At 54.6% G+C, this 17498-nt stretch carries 13 protein-coding genes; 7 read left to right on the forward strand and 6 right to left on the reverse strand.

Features of this window, described 5'->3' with window-relative positions; all coding sequences use genetic code 11:
• Nucleotides 1-181 precede the first annotated feature (181 nt).
• Nucleotides 182-1723, forward strand: coding sequence for a DUF3300 domain-containing protein (locus OGW17_RS00985; RefSeq protein ID WP_071257582.1), 1542 nt, complete (start codon nt 182-184; stop codon nt 1721-1723).
• A gap of 12 nt (nt 1724-1735) precedes the next feature.
• Entirely contained in the window at nt 1736-2527 is a 792-nt protein-coding gene (locus OGW17_RS00990) for a DUF2950 family protein (protein ID WP_071257580.1), read from the forward strand.
• A gap of 125 nt (nt 2528-2652) precedes the next feature.
• On the opposite strand, the gene lpdA is transcribed toward OGW17_RS00990, so the two are convergent.
• From lpdA to pdhR, 4 genes are all read right to left on the reverse strand, one after another.
• On the reverse strand, nt 2653-4077 hold the full coding sequence (gene lpdA, locus OGW17_RS00995; RefSeq protein WP_047463778.1) for a dihydrolipoyl dehydrogenase: 1425 nt from the start codon (nt 4075-4077) through the stop codon (nt 2653-2655).
• 202 nt (nt 4078-4279) lie between these two features.
• A complete protein-coding gene (aceF, locus tag OGW17_RS01000; RefSeq protein WP_071257578.1) occupies nt 4280-6169 on the reverse strand; it encodes a pyruvate dehydrogenase complex dihydrolipoyllysine-residue acetyltransferase in 1890 nt (629 codons plus the stop codon).
• 14 nt (nt 6170-6183) lie between these two features.
• Nucleotides 6184-8847 carry a pyruvate dehydrogenase (acetyl-transferring), homodimeric type gene (aceE, locus tag OGW17_RS01005; RefSeq protein ID WP_012134048.1) on the reverse strand — a complete coding sequence of 888 codons (2664 nt, stop codon included), beginning with the start codon at nt 8845-8847 and terminating at the stop codon, nt 6184-6186.
• A gap of 163 nt (nt 8848-9010) precedes the next feature.
• On the reverse strand, nt 9011-9775 hold the full coding sequence (gene pdhR, locus OGW17_RS01010; protein WP_071257576.1) for a pyruvate dehydrogenase complex transcriptional repressor PdhR: 765 nt from the start codon (nt 9773-9775) through the stop codon (nt 9011-9013).
• Between the two features lie 539 nt (nt 9776-10314).
• Here pdhR and aroP point away from each other — a divergent pair.
• From aroP to OGW17_RS01025, 3 genes are all read left to right on the forward strand, one after another.
• Complete coding sequence (gene aroP / locus OGW17_RS01015) at nt 10315-11688, forward strand: aromatic amino acid transporter AroP (protein WP_012134051.1); 1374 nt, start codon at nt 10315-10317, stop codon at nt 11686-11688.
• A 155-nt stretch (nt 11689-11843) separates the two neighbouring features.
• Entirely contained in the window at nt 11844-13250 is a 1407-nt protein-coding gene (locus OGW17_RS01020) for a glycoside-pentoside-hexuronide (GPH):cation symporter (RefSeq protein ID WP_047458898.1), read from the forward strand.
• Nucleotides 13250-14200, forward strand: a complete 951-nt coding sequence (locus tag OGW17_RS01025) for a glycoside hydrolase family 43 protein (RefSeq protein ID WP_071257574.1) — start codon at nt 13250-13252, stop codon at nt 14198-14200. Before OGW17_RS01020 ends, OGW17_RS01025 begins: the two co-directional genes overlap by 1 nt.
• A 98-nt stretch (nt 14201-14298) precedes the next feature.
• On the opposite strand, the gene ampE is transcribed toward OGW17_RS01025, so the two are convergent.
• Nucleotides 14299-15153 carry a beta-lactamase regulator AmpE gene (gene ampE / locus OGW17_RS01030; protein ID WP_012134054.1) on the reverse strand — a complete coding sequence of 285 codons (855 nt, stop codon included), beginning with the start codon at nt 15151-15153 and terminating at the stop codon, nt 14299-14301.
• The gene (gene ampD, locus OGW17_RS01035; RefSeq protein ID WP_071257573.1) at nt 15150-15713 is read right to left on the reverse strand and encodes a 1,6-anhydro-N-acetylmuramyl-L-alanine amidase AmpD; all 564 of its coding nucleotides are present in this window, start codon (nt 15711-15713) and stop codon (nt 15150-15152) included. Before ampD ends, ampE begins: the two co-directional genes overlap by 4 nt.
• A gap of 87 nt (nt 15714-15800) precedes the next feature.
• Here ampD and nadC point away from each other — a divergent pair, with 87 nt between their 5' ends.
• Nucleotides 15801-16694, forward strand: coding sequence for a carboxylating nicotinate-nucleotide diphosphorylase (gene nadC / locus OGW17_RS01040; protein ID WP_012134056.1), 894 nt, complete (start codon nt 15801-15803; stop codon nt 16692-16694).
• A 357-nt stretch (nt 16695-17051) separates the two neighbouring features.
• Nucleotides 17052-17489, forward strand: coding sequence for a prepilin peptidase-dependent pilin (gene ppdD / locus OGW17_RS01045; RefSeq protein ID WP_047458901.1), 438 nt, complete (start codon nt 17052-17054; stop codon nt 17487-17489).
• Nucleotides 17490-17498 lie beyond the last annotated feature (9 nt).

The following is a 17498-nucleotide window of genomic DNA, read 5'->3' on the forward strand; positions in this document are numbered from 1 at the left end:
AGAGACATTTTCCCCTGCAACGTTTGCTCACATTATTTCGAACGCTAATCATCACCTGACGGTAGCGATCCCAATATTAGTCAAAAATTAAACTCCCGCCGCCCTATACTCACGCAACACCGCACCCGCTGGCGGCAGGCATAATGACCATGACGATTCTTCAGGAATCGGGAGAGATAAAATGACGTTGCCCTTTAAGCCCCATGTAATTGCGCTGGTATGCAGCGCAGGGTTATTTGCCGCTTCGGGTGTGTTGTATGTAAAAAGCCGCACGCCCGAAGCCCCGCTTCAACCCGCGCCCGTCGCCGTGCAGCCGCAGCCGACCGCCGCCGCGGAACCTGAAGCAAAAGCCGCGTTTACCGCAGCGCAAATCGATCAATGGGTCGCCCCAATAGCGCTCTACCCTGACTCGCTGCTTTCTCAGGTGCTGATGGCCGCCACCTATCCAGCGAACGTGGTTCAGGCAGTGCAGTGGTCGCATGACAACCCAACCCTGCAAGGCGATGCGGCAATACAGGCCGTCTCCGGTCAGCCCTGGGACCCGAGCGTGAAATCACTGGTGGCGTTTCCCCAGTTGATGGCGCTGATGGGCGAAAACCCAACGTGGGTACAAAACCTTGGCGACGCTTTTCTGGCCCAGCCGCAGGACGTCATGGACGCGGTGCAACGGCTGCGTTTACTGGCGCAGCAAACCGGCTCGCTGAAATCCACGCCGCAGCAAACGGTCAGCAGCACGCCGAAGCAGAACGCCGCCGCTAACGTACAGAGCACGACGCCGACGGTGATCAAAATTGAGCCCGCCGATCCACAGGTCGTCTATGTTCCCAACTATAATCCCGCGACCGTTTACGGCGCCTGGCCGAACACCGCTTACCCGCCCGTGTATCTGCCGCCGCCTCCCGGACAGCAATTCGCCGACAGTTTCGTGAAAGGCTTTGGTTATAGCCTCGGCGTCGCCACCACCTACGCGTTGTTCAGCAGCATCGACTGGGACGACGATCATCATCACCACGACGATGACCATCACCACCACGATGATAACGACCATCACGGCGGCAATGGCTACCAGCACAACGGGGATAACATCAATATCAATGTGAATAACTTCAATCACATTACCGGGCAAAATCTCAAAGGGCAGACAATGGCCTGGCAGCACAACCCGGCGTATCGCAACGGCGTGCCCTATCAGAACAACGCGGTGTCCCAACGTTTTCATCAAACCGATGTCAGCGGCGGGTTAAGCGCCACTCAACAGACGCCGGCCTCCCGCGACGGCCAGCGCCAGGCGGCGATGGCGCAATTCCAGCAGCATAGCCACGCGTCTCCCGCCACGCGAACCCAACCGCCTGGCGCGACGTCCCGCGATGCTCAGCGCAAAGCGGCCTCGCAGCAGCTAAACCAGATTGCCCAGCGGAATAACTATCGCGGCTACGACACCCGGCAAGACAGCGTTCACAGGGAGTCGGTTCAGTCACATTCACTGTCACAGCAGCAACGGGAGACCGTTCACCAGCGCGTCGCATCCGCCACGCCGCAGCAGCGTCAGACCTTCCGGCAGAACCATGCCAATGTGTTCAGCGGTAACGACAGCCGTTCGCCCTCCTGGCAATCTCAGCAGCAGCGCGGCCAGCAGAGTCGTCACGTCGGCAATCTCAATACTGAACAGCGTGCCGCTGCGCGTGAACACCTTTCCGAGCGCCATGAATTTCGCCGTCGTTAACCGGAGTCGATGATGAAAAAAATCCTGTTAAGCACCCTGCTGCTGTCGCTGCCGTTGTTGAGCTACGCGCAACAACGCTTCCCTTCGCCTGACGACGCGGCAACGGCGTTCGCGACCGCAGTCGCCACGCAAAACGAGGCGCAGTTGACTGCGCTATTGGGCGACAACTGGCGACAGTTTCTGCCGCAGGAAGGCGCCGACCCCGAAGCCGTTGCCCGCTTTAACCGCGACTGGAAAATCAGCCACCGTATCGTGCAGCAAGGCGATACCGCGCACCTGAACGTCGGGCGCGACGAGTGGCAACTGCCTGTACCGATGATGAAAGATGCTGATGGCTGGCATTTTGATATGGCGGCCGCTCAGGACGAGATCCTCACCCGCGCCATCGGCCGCAATGAACTGTCGGCGATAGAAGCGATGCGCGCCTATGTGGATGCCCAATACGATTACTGGCAACGCAAACAGAGGTTCGCGACAAAACTCATCAGTAGCAAAGGTCAGCAGGATGGACTGTACTGGCCGGTACAACCCGGCGAGATGCCCAGCCCGTTAGGCCCGGCATTCAGTCCTTCGGCACCCGGTGAGGGTTATCACGGCTACCATTTCCGCATTATTCCCGATAGCGAAAAGGACGGTTTCGCCCTGCTGGCCTGGCCGGTAATTTGGGGGAAGACGGGCGTCATGAGCTTTATGGTGAATCAGGACGATAAGGTGTATCAGGCGAACCTGGGAAGAGAGACGGAGAAGAACGTCGCGAAAATCAATAAATTCAATGCCGATGCCCATTGGCAGACCGTTGAGTAAAAGCGGTTATCAAAGATTACAGGCCGGATAAGGCGTTGATGCCGCCATCCGGCAAAACCCGGGTCAGGATTTGCCCCAATAAAAAAGCGGCCGCTAAGCCGCTTTTTCTTTATCCACTCAGAAGATTATTTCTTCTTCGCTTTCGGGTTCGGCAGGTCGGTGATGCTGCCTTCGAACACTTCGGCTGCCAGGCCAACGGACTCGTGCAGAGTCGGGTGAGCGTGGATAGTCAGCGCGATGTCTTCAGCATCACAGCCCATCTCGATCGCCAGACCGATTTCGCCCAGCAGCTCGCCGCCGTTGGTGCCGACAATCGCACCACCGATAACACGGTGAGATTCTTTGTCGAAAATCAGCTTGGTCATACCGTCTGCGCAGTCAGAAGCGATAGCACGGCCAGACGCTGCCCACGGGAAGGTGGCGGTTTCGTAGCTGATGCCTTTCTCTTTCGCTTCTTTCTCCGTCAGACCTACCCATGCAACTTCTGGCTCAGTGTAGGCGATGGACGGAATAACTTTCGGATCGAAGTAGTGTTTCTTACCGGCGATAACTTCAGCGGCAACGTGACCTTCGTGAACACCTTTGTGCGCCAGCATCGGCTGACCGACGATATCGCCGATAGCAAAGATGTGCGGTACGTTAGTACGCAGCTGTTTGTCTACGCGGATGAAGCCACGGTCGTCAACTTCTACGCCAGCCTTGCCAGCATCGAGGTTTTTACCGTTCGGCACACGGCCGATAGCCACCAGCACCGCATCGTAACGCTGTGCTTCTGCTGGTGCTTTTTTGCCTTCCATAGAAACGTAAATACCGTCTTCTTTCGCTTCAACGGCAGTCACTTTGGTTTCCAGCATCAGGTTGAATTTCTTGCCGATGCGTTTGGTGAAGACTTTAACGATGTCTTTGTCTGCCGCCGGGATAACCTGGTCGAACATTTCAACCACGTCGATCTCTGAACCCAGCGCATGGTACACCGTACCCATTTCCAGACCGATGATACCGCCGCCCATAACCAGCAGACGTTTCGGTACGGATTTCAGTTCCAGTGCGTCGGTGGAGTCCCAGACGCGCGGATCTTCGTGCGGAATAAACGGCAGTTGGATCGGACGGGAACCTGCTGCAATAATCGCGTTGTCGAAGTTGATCACGGTTTTGCCGTTCTCGCCTTCCACTTCCAGGGTGTTGGCCCCGGTGAATTTACCCAGACCGTTTACCACTTTCACTTTACGGCCTTTCGCCATACCAGCCAGACCGCCGGTCAGCTGAGTGATAACTTTCTCTTTCCAGGTACGAATTTTGTCGATATCGGTTTTCGGCTCGCCAAAAACGATACCGTGTTCAGCCAGTGCTTTGGCTTCTTCGATAACTTTTGCTACGTGCAGAAGAGCTTTAGAAGGGATACAGCCGACGTTCAGACAAACACCGCCGAGGGTGTTGTAACGTTCTACGATTACGGTTTCCAGACCTAAATCAGCGCAACGGAAGGCAGCAGAGTAACCTGCCGGGCCTGCCCCAAGTACCACGACCTGAGTTTTGATTTCAGTACTCATCATGACCTCTTAATTTATTCCCGGCGATCCCTGGTCTTGTCGCCCATCATCCACCGGGTCGTTCTATCCGCCCGTATTTTACAAAATTGTTAACAATTTTGAAACAACAAACGGCAACCGATTTGTCTTTCGCACGATAACCTCACTCACTTCATGAGATTACCAGAAAAAAGCCGGCCGTCAGGCCGACTTTTTTGCTTGCTTACATCACCAGACGGCGAATGTCAGACAGCGTGTTGTTGATGATGGTGATAAAGCGAGCACCATCAGCACCGTCAATCACGCGGTGGTCGAAGGAGAGAGAAATCGGCATCATCAGACGCGGAGTAAACTCTTTACCATTCCACACCGGTTCCATTGCGGACTTAGAAACGCCGAGGATAGCCACTTCCGGCGCGTTCACAATCGGCGCGAAGTGGGTGGTGCCCAGGCCGCCGATGCTGGAGATAGTGAAGCAACCGCCCTGCATTTCGCCAGCGGTCAGCTTACCATCACGCGCTTTCTTAGAGATGGTCGTCAGTTCACGGGACAGCTCAGTAATGCTCTTCTTGTTCACATCTTTGAACACCGGAACAACCAGACCGTTCGGCGTGTCGACCGCGACACCAATGTTGATGTACTTCTTCAACGTCAGGCGCTGACCATCTTCAGACAGAGAGCTGTTGAAGCGCGGCATCTGTTCCAGAGCAGCGGCAACGGCTTTCATGATGAAGACCACTGGCGTGAATTTCACGTCCAGCTTACGTTTTTCAGCTTCCGCATTCTGCTGCTTACGGAACGCTTCCAGATCGGTGATATCCGTTTTGTCGAAGTGCGTAACGTGCGGGATCATCACCCAGTTACGGCTCAGGTTAGCACCAGAGATTTTCTGGATGCGGCCCAGTTCAACTTCTTCCACTTCACCAAACTTGCTGAAGTCCACTTTCGGCCACGGCAGCAGACCTGGCAGAGAACCGCCGGTTGCGCCCGCTGGCGCGGATTCAGCGCGCTTGATAGCGTCTTTCACGTAAGCCTGAACGTCTTCGCGCAGGATACGACCTTTACGGCCAGTGCCCTTCACTTTCGCCAGGTTAACGCCGAATTCGCGCGCCAGGCGGCGAATCAGCGGGGTCGCGTGAACGTAAGCGTCGTTTTCAGCAAACTCAGATTTGCCTTCCGCTTTTGCCGCAGGCGCAGCGGCCGGTTTAGCGGCCTGAGCAGGTGCAGCGGCAGGTGCCGGAGCAGCAGCCGGAGTCGCGGCAGGGGCAGCGCCTTCCACTTCGAAGACCATAATCAGAGAGCCGGTAGACACTTTGTCGCCAACGTTAACTTTCAGCTCTTTAACCACGCCCGCGAACGGCGCCGGCACTTCCATAGAGGCTTTGTCGCCTTCTACGGTGATCAGCGACTGTTCAGCTTCCACTTTATCGCCGACTTTAACCATCACTTCGGTGACTTCAACTTCGTCGCCGCCGATGTCCGGTACGTTAACGTCTTTCGCGCCAGCCGCTGCTGCCGGAGCCGCCGCTGCTGGTGCTGCCGCCTGAGCTGGCGCAGCAGCAGGCGCAGCGCCCGCTACTTCGAATACCATGATCAGAGAGCCGGTAGACACTTTATCGCCAGCGTTGACTTTGATCTCTTTAACCGTACCCGCGAACGGCGCCGGCACTTCCATAGAGGCTTTGTCGCCTTCTACGGTGATCAGCGACTGCTCAGCCGCAACGGTGTCGCCCACTTTCACCAGGATCTCGGTGACTTCAACTTCGTCGCCGCCGATATCCGGTACGTGTACGTCTTTCGCTGCCGCAGCAGCAGGAGCGGCTGCCGGAGCGGCTTCTTTCTTCTCTTCTGCCGGAGCAGGCGCAGCGTCAGCTGCACCGTCGGCGGAATCGAAAATCATGATAAGTGCGCCCGTCGCGGTTTTGTCGCCAACAGAGACTTTAATCTCTTTAACGACGCCCGCCTGCGGCGATGGAACTTCCATAGAGGCCTTGTCGCCTTCTACGGTGATCAGCGACTGTTCAGCTTCAACTTTGTCGCCCACTTTGACCAGGATTTCGGTGATTTCAACTTCATCAGCCCCGATGTCCGGTACGTTGATTTCGATAGCCATTATTCTTTTACCTCTTACGCCAGACGCGGGTTAACTTTATCTGCATCGATGTTGAATTTGGTGATGGCTTCCGCTACCACTTTCTTATCGATTTCGCCACGTTTAGCCAGCTCGCCCAGAGCCGCAACAACCACATAAGATGCATCCACTTCAAAGTGGTGACGCAGGTTCTCACGGCTGTCAGAGCGGCCGAAACCGTCAGTACCCAGTACGCGGTAATCATCAGCCGGTACATAAGTACGAACCTGCTCGGCGAACAGTTTCATATAGTCAGTCGATGCCACTGCCGGCGCGTCGTTCATTACCTGAGCAATGTACGGAACGCGTGGAGTTTCCAGCGGGTGCAGCATGTTCCAGCGCTCACAATCCTGGCCATCACGCGCCAGTTCAGTGAAGGAGGTGACGCTGTAAACGTCAGAACCTACGCCGTAATCTTTCGCCAGGATCTCTGCTGCTTCGCGAACGTGACGCAGGATAGAACCGGAGCCCAGCAGCTGAACTTTACCTTTCTTACCTTCGAGGGTTTCGAGTTTGTAGATACCTTTACGGATACCTTCCTCAGCACCTTCCGGCATGGCTGGCATGTGGTAGTTTTCGTTCAGCGTGGTGATGTAGTAGTAAACGTTCTCTTGTTTCTCACCGTACATACGCTCCAGACCATCGTGCATGATGACCGCAACTTCGTACGCGTAAGACGGATCGTAAGAGATACAGTTCGGGATAGTCAGAGACTGAATGTGGCTGTGGCCATCTTCGTGCTGCAAACCTTCGCCGTTCAGCGTCGTACGACCGGAAGTACCACCGATCAGGAAGCCGCGCGCCTGTTGGTCACCTGCTGCCCAGCACAGGTCGCCGATACGCTGGAACCCGAACATGGAGTAGTAGATGTAGAACGGGATCATCGGCAGGTTGTTGGTGCTGTAAGAGGTCGCAGCGGCCAGCCAGGAAGAACCTGCGCCCAGCTCGTTGATGCCTTCCTGTAAAATCTGACCTTTCTCGTCTTCTTTGTAGTAAGCAACCTGCTCACGGTCCTGCGGGGTGTACTGCTGGCCGTTCGGGCTGTAAATACCGATCTGACGGAACAGACCTTCCATACCGAAAGTACGCGCTTCGTCAGCGATGATCGGAACCAGACGATCTTTGATCGACTTGTTCTTCAGCATCACGTTCAGGGCACGAACGAAAGCGATAGTGGTGGAGATTTCTTTGTTCTGCTCTTCCAGCAGCGCGCCGAAGTCTTCCAGGGTCGGCAGTTCCAGCTTCTCAGTGAAGTTCGGCTGGCGGCTCGGCAGGTAGCCGTGCAGTTTCTGACGCTGTGCGTGCAGATAAGTGTGCTCTTCAGAACCTTCCGGGAAGGTAATGTACGGCAGTTTTTCGATATCAGCATCGGATACCGGCACGTTGAAACGATCGCGGACGTAACGAACGCCGTCCATGTTCATTTTCTTAACCTGGTGCGCGATGTTTTTACCTTCGGCAGTGTCACCCATGCCATAACCTTTGATGGTATGGGCCAGGATTACTGTTGCTTTGCCTTTGGTTTCCTGCGCTTTTTTCAGTGCAGCGTAGACTTTCTTCGGATCGTGACCACCACGGTTCAGTGCCCAGATCTGCTCATCAGTCCAGTCAGCAACCAGGGCTGCGGTTTCTGGATATTTACCGAAGAAGTGCTCACGTACGTAAGCGCCATCTTTGGATTTGAAGGTCTGGTAGTCGCCGTCAACGGTTTCGTTCATCAGCTGGATCAGTTTACCGCTGGTGTCTTTACGCAGCAGCTCATCCCAACGACCGCCCCACATCACTTTGATCACGTTCCAGCCAGCGCCGTCAAAGATGCCTTCCAGTTCGTTAACGATCTTGCCGTTACCAGTTACCGGGCCGTCCAGACGTTGCAGGTTACAGTTGATGATGAAGACCAGGTTGTCCAGTTTCTCACGGGTGGCGATGGTGATAGCCCCTTTGGATTCCGGCTCGTCCATCTCGCCGTCACCCAGGAAAGCGTAAACGGTCTGTTTGGACGTGTCTTTCAGACCACGGTGTTCCAGATATTTCAGGAATTTAGCCTGGTAGATCGCGCCGATTGGGCCCAGACCCATAGATACGGTCGGGAACTGCCAGAATTCCGGCATCAGTTTCGGGTGCGGGTAGGAAGAGAGACCTTTGCCATGAACTTCCTGACGGAAGTTGTCCATCTGCTCTTCAGTCAGACGGCCTTCCAGGAATGCGCGTGCATACACGCCCGGGGAGATGTGGCCCTGGAAGTATACCAGGTCGCCGCCATCCTGCTCATTGCGTGCGCGGAAGAAGTGGTTGAAGCAAACATCATAAACGGTTGCGGAAGACTGGAAGGAAGCCATGTGGCCACCCAGTTCGAGGTCTTTTTTAGACGCACGCAGTACGGTCATGATGGCGTTCCAGCGGATAGCTGAACGGATACGACGCTCCAGTTCCAGATTGCCCGGGTATTCCGGTTCATCTTCAACGGCAATAGTGTTTACATAGTTGCTAGCCCCTGCACCTGCCGCTACTTTCACGCCGCCTTTGCGGGCTTCAGAAAGAAGCTGGTCAATCAGATACTGAGCACGCTCAACACCTTCTTCACGGATGACCGATTCGATCGCCTGTAGCCAGTCGCGAGTTTCGATCGGATCCACGTCATTTGGGAAACGTTCTGACATGGGGGTATTCCTTATCTATCTAATACGTTGATTTGTCTGGAACCTGTCCCATTGAGCTTTCGCCAGAAAGCGCAATAAGACAGGTTCTGCGTTTAGTTGCCGCGCGCTATAATTTGCGCTTGATTTACAACATCTTCTGGTTAACGTTCTGCCAGAAAAATCACTAATTCTTTCGTTGCTCCAGACGGCGTAAGGCGCGTTCACGACGGCTTTCCTCACGGCTTCTGTCCAGGAGAATCTCTTCGATAAACGCCAGGTGACGATGCGACGCTTCACGCGCATCGATCGGGTTACCGGCGATGATCGCTTCAAAAATACGGGTGCGATGACTGCTCACCAGCGGAAGCATATCCCGGCGCGCATACAGCAATTCAAAGTTCTGACGAACGTTTTGCGCCAGCATCGGCTCCATACACCTTAGCAGATGGAGCAGCACCACATTGTGCGCCGCTTCGGTGACAGCGATTTGATACTGGAGAACCGCGTCGGATTCGGCATCCAGATCGCCGGACTGTTGAGCAAGCTCGATGGCATGATGGAGTTCACGAATGCGGGTTTTGTCTTCATCCGTGCTACGCAATGCCGCGTAATAAGCGGCAATGCCTTCCAGCGCATGGCGCGTCTCAAGCAGGTCAAATTGGGATTCAGGATGATCGGAGAGCAGTTCTACCAGTGGGTCGCTAAAGCTCTGCCACAGACTGCTCTGCACAAAAGTTCCGCCGCCCTGGCGACGAAGCAGCAAACCCTTCGCTTCGAGACGTTGGATCGCCTCGCGTAAAGAGGGGCGGGAGACGTCGAACTGTTTAGCCAGTTCACGTTCCGGTGGGAGTTTTTCGCCGGGGCGCAAAGTCCCCTCAAGAATTAAAAACTCCAGCTGCTGCTCAATCACATCGGATAGTTTTGGTTGGCGGATTTTGCTGTAGGCCATGATTTCCTGTCTTAAGCCATTTGCCCGGAGTCAATTGGTCTTACCAATTTCACGTTCGTGACGCTAAAGTAACAAAGTATTCACCTTCTGTCCATACAGGTTTTGATTGAAATCAGTAAACCACGCACATTTTAACAAGATTACAGAAATAACGTTTCAAAGATGTAACTATGCACAAATGTTAAATTTACTCCCCTGGGAGTAGATTTAACGTAATTGAAACGAGGAAAAATTTTATCTGAACCGATTCAACCGCTTATTTAATGCTTTTATATTCACAAATAATGAATAAATATTTATCAGCTAAAATTTGAGGTGGGAGAGGTGGTATTTACAAATGGTTTCTTTTTATTCAACTCGTCATCGTCCCTTCATAAAGCAGGTGCATTAACGCCCGCATACCATTATTCTTTAGCCGACGAAAGACTTTCGGTAACAATTAAGATTTCATCAGCGTAAACATATTAATACAACAAATGGAATTGCAAACTTACACACGCGTCACTGCGTAGTTCAAAAATAACCACACACGAGGTTTCATGATGGAAGGTCAACAGCATGGCGAGCAGCTAAAGCGCGGTCTTAAAAACCGCCATATCCAGCTAATCGCCCTGGGGGGCGCAATCGGTACCGGGCTGTTTCTGGGCAGCGCATCCGTTATCCAGTCAGCAGGGCCAGGGATTATTCTGGGTTATGCCATCGCGGGCTTTATCGCTTTTCTGATCATGCGTCAGTTAGGTGAAATGGTGGTTGAAGAGCCGGTTGCCGGTTCGTTCAGCCACTTCGCCTATAAATACTGGGGCGGATTTGCAGGCTTCGCTTCCGGCTGGAACTATTGGGTGCTGTATGTGCTGGTTGCGATGGCGGAACTGACGGCGGTCGGGAAATACATTCAGTTCTGGTGGCCTGAAATCCCCACCTGGGTCTCCGCTGCGGCCTTCTTTGTGCTCATCAACGCCATCAACCTGACCAACGTGAAAGTGTTTGGTGAGATGGAGTTCTGGTTTGCCATCATTAAAGTTATCGCAGTGGTGGCGATGATCCTCTTCGGCGGCTGGCTGCTGTTTAGCGGCAACGGCGGCCCGCAGGCAACCGTGCGTAACCTGTGGGAACAGGGCGGCTTCCTGCCGCATGGCTTCACCGGGCTGGTCATGATGATGGCGATTATCATGTTCTCCTTCGGCGGACTGGAGCTGGTCGGGATCACGGCGGCGGAAGCGGACAACCCGGAGCAAAGCATTCCGAAAGCGACGAACCAGGTTATCTACCGTATTTTGATTTTCTATATTGGTTCGCTGGCGGTGCTGCTTTCTCTGCTGCCGTGGACGCGCGTAACGGCTGATACCAGCCCGTTCGTCCTGATCTTCCACGAACTGGGCGATACCCTCGTGGCCAACGCGCTGAATATCGTGGTACTGACTGCGGCGCTGTCCGTCTATAACAGCTGCGTATACTGCAACAGCCGTATGCTGTTCGGCCTGGCTCAGCAGGGCAACGCGCCGAAAGTGTTTTTAAGCGTGGATAAACGCGGCGTACCGGTGAACACCATTCTGGTTTCCGCACTGGTTACCGCGCTCTGCGTGCTGATTAACTATATGGCGCCGGACTCGGCATTCGGCTTGCTAATGGCGCTGGTGGTCTCTGCTCTGGTGATCAACTGGGCAATGATCAGCCTCGCGCACATAAAGTTCCGTCGCGCCAAACAGCAGCAGGGAGTGAAAACTCGCTTCCCGGCGCTGTTCTACCCGCTGGGTAACTGGGTCTGCCTGCTGTTCATGGCGGCGGTGCTGGTCATTATGCTGATGACGCCAGGCATGGCCATCTCGGTCTACCTGATTCCGGTGTGGATTGTCATTCTGGGCGTAGGCTATCTGTGTAAACAGAAAACCGCAAAAACCGTTAAAGCGCATTAATCCCCACAGCCCTCACTTGCAAGAGTGAGGGCTGCAACCTGCCTCACATTTTCCTCTGTATAGCCATTTTATCCATATCAGCGGCGTTATCCTGCAACGCAATTACTTCGCTTGCGCAGAATAATTCTCTACATCATCTGATGGGAGACGTTTCAATGGAAAAGGGTAAGCTGTCGATAAAAGAAAAAATCGGCTATGGCATGGGGGACGCCGGATGCAACATCATCTTTGGCGCCATAATGCTGTTTGTTAACTATTTTTATACAGATATTTTTGGGCTGGCTCCCGCTCTGGTCGGCGTATTACTCCTCTCCGTTCGCGTGATTGATGCCGTTACCGACCCGATTATGGGCGCAATCGCCGATCGTACCCAAAGCAAATACGGGCGATTTCGTCCCTGGCTGCTGTGGATTGCCTTCCCTTATGCGCTGTTCAGCATCCTGATGTTCACCACCCCGGAATGGACATATAACAGCAAGGTTATCTATGCGTTTGTCACTTATTTTCTGCTGTCGATTACCTACACCGCCATCAATATTCCTTACTGCTCATTAGGCGGCGTCATCACCAACGATCCGCAAGAGCGCGTGGCCTGCCAGTCATACCGCTTTGTACTGGTCGGGATTGCCACTCTGCTGTTGTCATTAACGCTGCTGCCGATGGTGGAGTGGTTTGGCGGCGACAATAAAGCCAAAGGCTACCAGATGGCGATGACCGTACTGGCGATTATCGGCATGTGCATGTTCCTGTTCTGCTTCGCCACCGTTCGTGAACGCATTCGTCCTGCCGTTCCTACCCATGATGACATGAAGAACGATTTCAAAGACGTATGGAAAAACGATCAATGGGTGCGCATCCTGCTGCTGACGTTGTGCAACGTCTGTCCGGGTTTTATCCGCATGGCGGCAACCATGTATTACGTGACCTGGGTAATGGGGCAAAGCACTCACTTCGCCACCCTTTTCATTAGCCTTGGCGTGGTGGGAATGATGATCGGCAGTATGCTGGCGAAAGTGCTGACCGACCGCTGGTGCAAACTGAAGGTCTTCTTCTGGACCAATATCGCGCTGGCGCTGTTCTCCTGCGCCTTTTACTTCTTCGATCCAAAAGCCACTACGCTTATCGTGGTGCTCTACTTCCTGCTTAACATCCTGCATCAGATCCCTTCCCCGCTGCACTGGTCGCTGATGGCAGACGTCGATGACTACGGCGAATGGAAAACCGGCAAGCGCATCACCGGCATCAGTTTTTCCGGCAACCTGTTCTTCCTGAAACTGGGCCTGGCGATTGCCGGAGCAATGGTCGGTTTCCTGTTATCCTGGTATGGCTACGACGCTGGCGCTAAAGCGCAGAGCGACACGGCAATCGGCGGTATTGTTCTGCTCTTCACGGTGATCCCCGGCGTCGGCTATCTGATCACCGCCGGCGTGGTTCGCCTGCTGAAAGTGGATCGCGAACTGATGAAACAGATTCAGAAGGACCTGGAAAAACGCCGCGCCAACTACCGCGAGCTCAACGATGACCCGCAATTTAACGTCGCTGAAACAGTAAGGAAAGCCTGATGCAAAACTGGCCCAACCCGTTTATTGAACAACGCGCCGATCCGTTTATTCTTCGCGACGGCAACCATTATTACTTTATCGCCTCGGTGCCGGAATATGACCGGCTGGAGATCCGTCGGGCAAACTCGCTGGAAAACTTACGCACCGCCTCCCCTGTCGTCGTCTGGCGTAAACCTGAAAGCGGCCCGATGTGCGAGCTTATCTGGGCGCCAGAGATTCACCGCATCGGCGGCAAGTGGTACATCTATTTCGCCGCCGCGCATACCCAGGCGCTCGACAAACTGGGAATGTTCCAGCACCGCATGTTTGTCCTGGAGTGTACAGATGCCGACCCACTCAGCGGCGTCTGGGAAGAAAAAGGTCAGATCAAAACACCATTTGATACCTTCGCGCTGGATGCCACGACTTTTAGCCATCAGGGAAAACAGTGGTATTTGTGGGCGCAGAAAGCGCCGGATATCGCCGGAAATTCCAATATCTATCTTGCCGGGCTGGAAAATCCGTGGACGATCAAAGGCGCGCCGGTGATGCTCAGCAAGCCGGAATATGACTGGGAGTGTCGGGGTTTTCGCGTCAATGAAGGGCCTGCGGTTATCACGCACGGCGATAAGCTGTTTATCAGCTATTCCGCCAGCGCCACCGACGAAAACTACTGTATGGGTCTGCTGTGGATTGATATGCATGCCGATCCGCAAAATCCGGCAAACTGGCACAAATCACCGCGTCCGGTCTTTACCACCAGCAATGAAAACCGCCAGTATGGGCCAGGGCACAACAGCTTTACCCAAACGCCGGAAGGCGATGATGTACTGGTCTACCATGCGCGAAATTATACGAAGATTGAAGGCGATCCGCTGTACGATCCGAACCGTCATACCCGCCTGAAGCTGATTCGCTGGGACGAAAACGGAATGCCAGATTTTGGCATCCCGCCTGCGGATACCGTCTGAGCACGTTGCCCGGCGGCGCTGCGCTTACCGGGCCTATAAACCTATAAATGAGTGATGCCGTAGGCCGGATAAGCGCAGCGCCATCCGGCAAAACGACATTACACCAGCGCTCCGTAAATGGTCAGAAATGCGATCGCCACCACCACCGCCAGAGACGTTTTCTTCGCCATTGAGACAGCGGCTTTCGGCGTTTCGACCTTATCCGTGTGCGGCTCGCGGGCCAGCGAGAACTGTGCCAGACGCGTCAACACCTGGTACTGAGACGTGCGCAGATCCGCCAGCGAAACAAACCAGGCGGGCAGCGCTTTCTCGCCATGCCCCAGCAGCGCATAAACCACGCCAGCCAGACGCACCGGAATCCAGTCCAGAACATGAAGAATCGCGTCAATGCCAGACTGCAAACGTTGATGCGGCGTTTGATAACGCGCCAGCCAGGACTGCCAGGCGCGCAGAAACGCATAGCCAACCAGCGTCACCGGCCCCCACGGGCCGCCGACAATAAACCAGAACAGCGGCGCCAGATAGAAGCGGAAATTTATCCAGAGCAGCGCATTTTGCAGCTCGCGCAAAAACTCCCGTTCATTGCAGTCTGGCGGCACGCCGTGGATCAGCGTCAGTTCGTTAGCCATCGCTTCACGGGCATGGGCATCATTACGGGAAGCCGCGTTCAGGTACGCGTGATAATGCAGACGAACTTTCCCTGCGCCAATACACAACACACCAATCAGTATCCAGACCACCAGCGTGGGAGCGTTAAACAGTAAACCTTCCAGCGCACGCAGCAGCAGGAACGTCACCGCCATCGCAACAATCGTCATCCCCAGCGTACGCACCATCGAAAAATGCGTCGTCCGGCGGAACAGCACCTCCAGTCGGTGGTCGAGGTGCCAGTGCTCACCCAGCTTGAACAGGCGCTCAACAATCAGCACCAGTAATGTCGTAAACAGCGTCATGTCATCTCCTTGTGTGACGAGGCGGTGACCAGCGCGCGAAACTTCGCCCAGTCGAAAGACGGACCGGGATCGGTTTTACGCTCAGGCGCAATATTGCAGTGTCCGGTCATGTTGTCGGCTATCGCCGGGTAAAGCGCAATCAGCGTGCGCGTCACGGCGGCCAGTTGCTGATACTGCGCATCGGTATAAGCCAGCGTGTCCGTTCCCTCCAGCTCGATACCAATGGAAAAATCATTACAGCGCTCACGCCCCTGATAGTTCGACACGCCCGCATGCCAGGCACGCTTGTCGAAAGGGACATACTGCACAATTTCGCCATCACGGCGAATCAGACAATGTGCCGAAACGCGCAAATGGGCAATCTCGGCAAAAAAAGGATGGGCAGCGGGATCGAGTGTTCCGGTGAATAGCGCATCAATCCACGGACCGCCAAACTCGCCCGGCGGCAGGCTGATATTGTGCACCACCAGCAAAGAAGGGGTTTCGTCATCCGGGCGGCAGTCAAAATGGGGAGAGGGGACGCGTCGCGCCTCCACCAGCCAGCCCTTGTCTAACAGCATACAGAACCTCCTTTTATATGGTGCAGTTATCCGGTTCAGAGTAGCATGTTTCTACCTTATGATTCGTTACCAATTTGGAGTTTTATCATGCCGCCTCGCCGCTACAACCCTGACTACCGACGTGACGCGCTGTTGGAACGCATAAATCTGGATATCCCCACCGCTGTCGCCCAGGCGCTGCGTGAAGATTTAGGCGGAGAAGTTGACGCAAATAACGATATTACCGCGCAGCTTTTACCGGAGAACACCCGTTCTCACGCCACGGTGATTACCCGTGAAGATGGCGTATTCTGCGGAAAACGTTGGGTAGAAGAGGTCTTTATTCAACTGGCCGGCGATGATGTCAGCATCACCTGGCGCGTACAGGACGGCGACAGCATTAAAGCCAACCAGCCGCTGTTTGAACTGGACGGCCCGTCTCGCATCCTGCTGACCGGCGAGCGCACCGCGTTGAACTTTGTTCAGACGCTTTCCGGCGTCGCAAGCGAAGTCCGTAAATACGTTGATTTGCTGGCGGGGACAAAAACGCAACTGCTGGACACCCGCAAAACCCTGCCGGGTCTGCGAACCGCATTAAAATACGCCGTATTGTGCGGCGGCGGCGCGAATCACCGTCTGGGGCTTTCCGACGCCTTTCTGATTAAAGAGAACCACATCATCGCTTCCGGCTCAGTGCGCCAGGCGGTCGAGAAAGCCTTCTGGCTGCATCCTGATGTGCCGGTTGAAGTTGAAGTTGAGAATCTGGATGAGCTGGACGACGCGCTGAAAGCGGGCGCAGACATCATCATGCTGGATAACTTCGAAACGGATCAGATGCGTGAAGCGGTGAAACGCACCAACGGACAGGCGCGGCTGGAAGTTTCCGGCAATGTCACTGATGAAACCCTGCGCGAATTTGCCGAAACCGGCGTGGATTTTATCTCCGTTGGCGCGCTGACCAAACATGTGAGAGCGCTCGATCTCTCCATGCGTTTTCGCTAACGCCGAATTGTCATGCCCGATGGCGCTTCGCTTATCGGGCCGACAAACGATGTAAATCCCGGCTGATAATGCCCGGTGGCGCTTTGCTTATCGGGCCTACAAACGATGCAACGCCCTGCCGATAATGCCCGATGGCGCTTCGCTTATCAGGGCCTACAAACGATGTAAATCCGTAGGCCGGATAAGGCGTTTACGCCGCCATCCGGCACATTTTTTCGGGCGGCCTCGCAAACCTGCTGCCCTGCTATGCAACCCGCTAACAATCTTCTGAATCCCCTTTCCCGTTTCGAGTTTTGCCGCTCGCGAATTATCCCCTACGTTTGCCAAAGTAGCGCCTGTTAACTCAAGGAGCAGACAATGGACAAACAACGCGGATTTACGCTTATCGAACTGATGGTGGTGATCGGCATTATCGCCATCCTGAGCGCCATCGGCATTCCGGCCTACCAGAACTACCTGCGCAAAGCCGCACTGACGGATATGTTGCAGACATTCGTTCCTTACCGCACCGCCGTCGAACTCTGCGCACTGGAACACGGCGGCATTGCAACCTGCGACGCCAGCAGCAACGGCATCCCCTCTCCGACCACCACCCGCTATGTCTCTGGCATGAGCATAGAAAAAGGCGTGGTAATGCTCACCGGGCAGGAGAGCCTCAACGGCCTGAGCATCACCATGACGCCCAACTGGGATAACGCCAACGGCATCACCGGCTGGACACGCAGTTGCAACATCCAGAGCGACAGCGCGCTGCAACAGGCCTGTGAAGATGTTTTCCGCTTTGACGCCAGCTAAGGAGAAAGC

This window comes from Citrobacter sp. CK181 (genome assembly GCF_030333595.1).
Classification (GTDB): domain Bacteria; phylum Pseudomonadota; class Gammaproteobacteria; order Enterobacterales; family Enterobacteriaceae; genus Citrobacter_B; species Citrobacter_B koseri.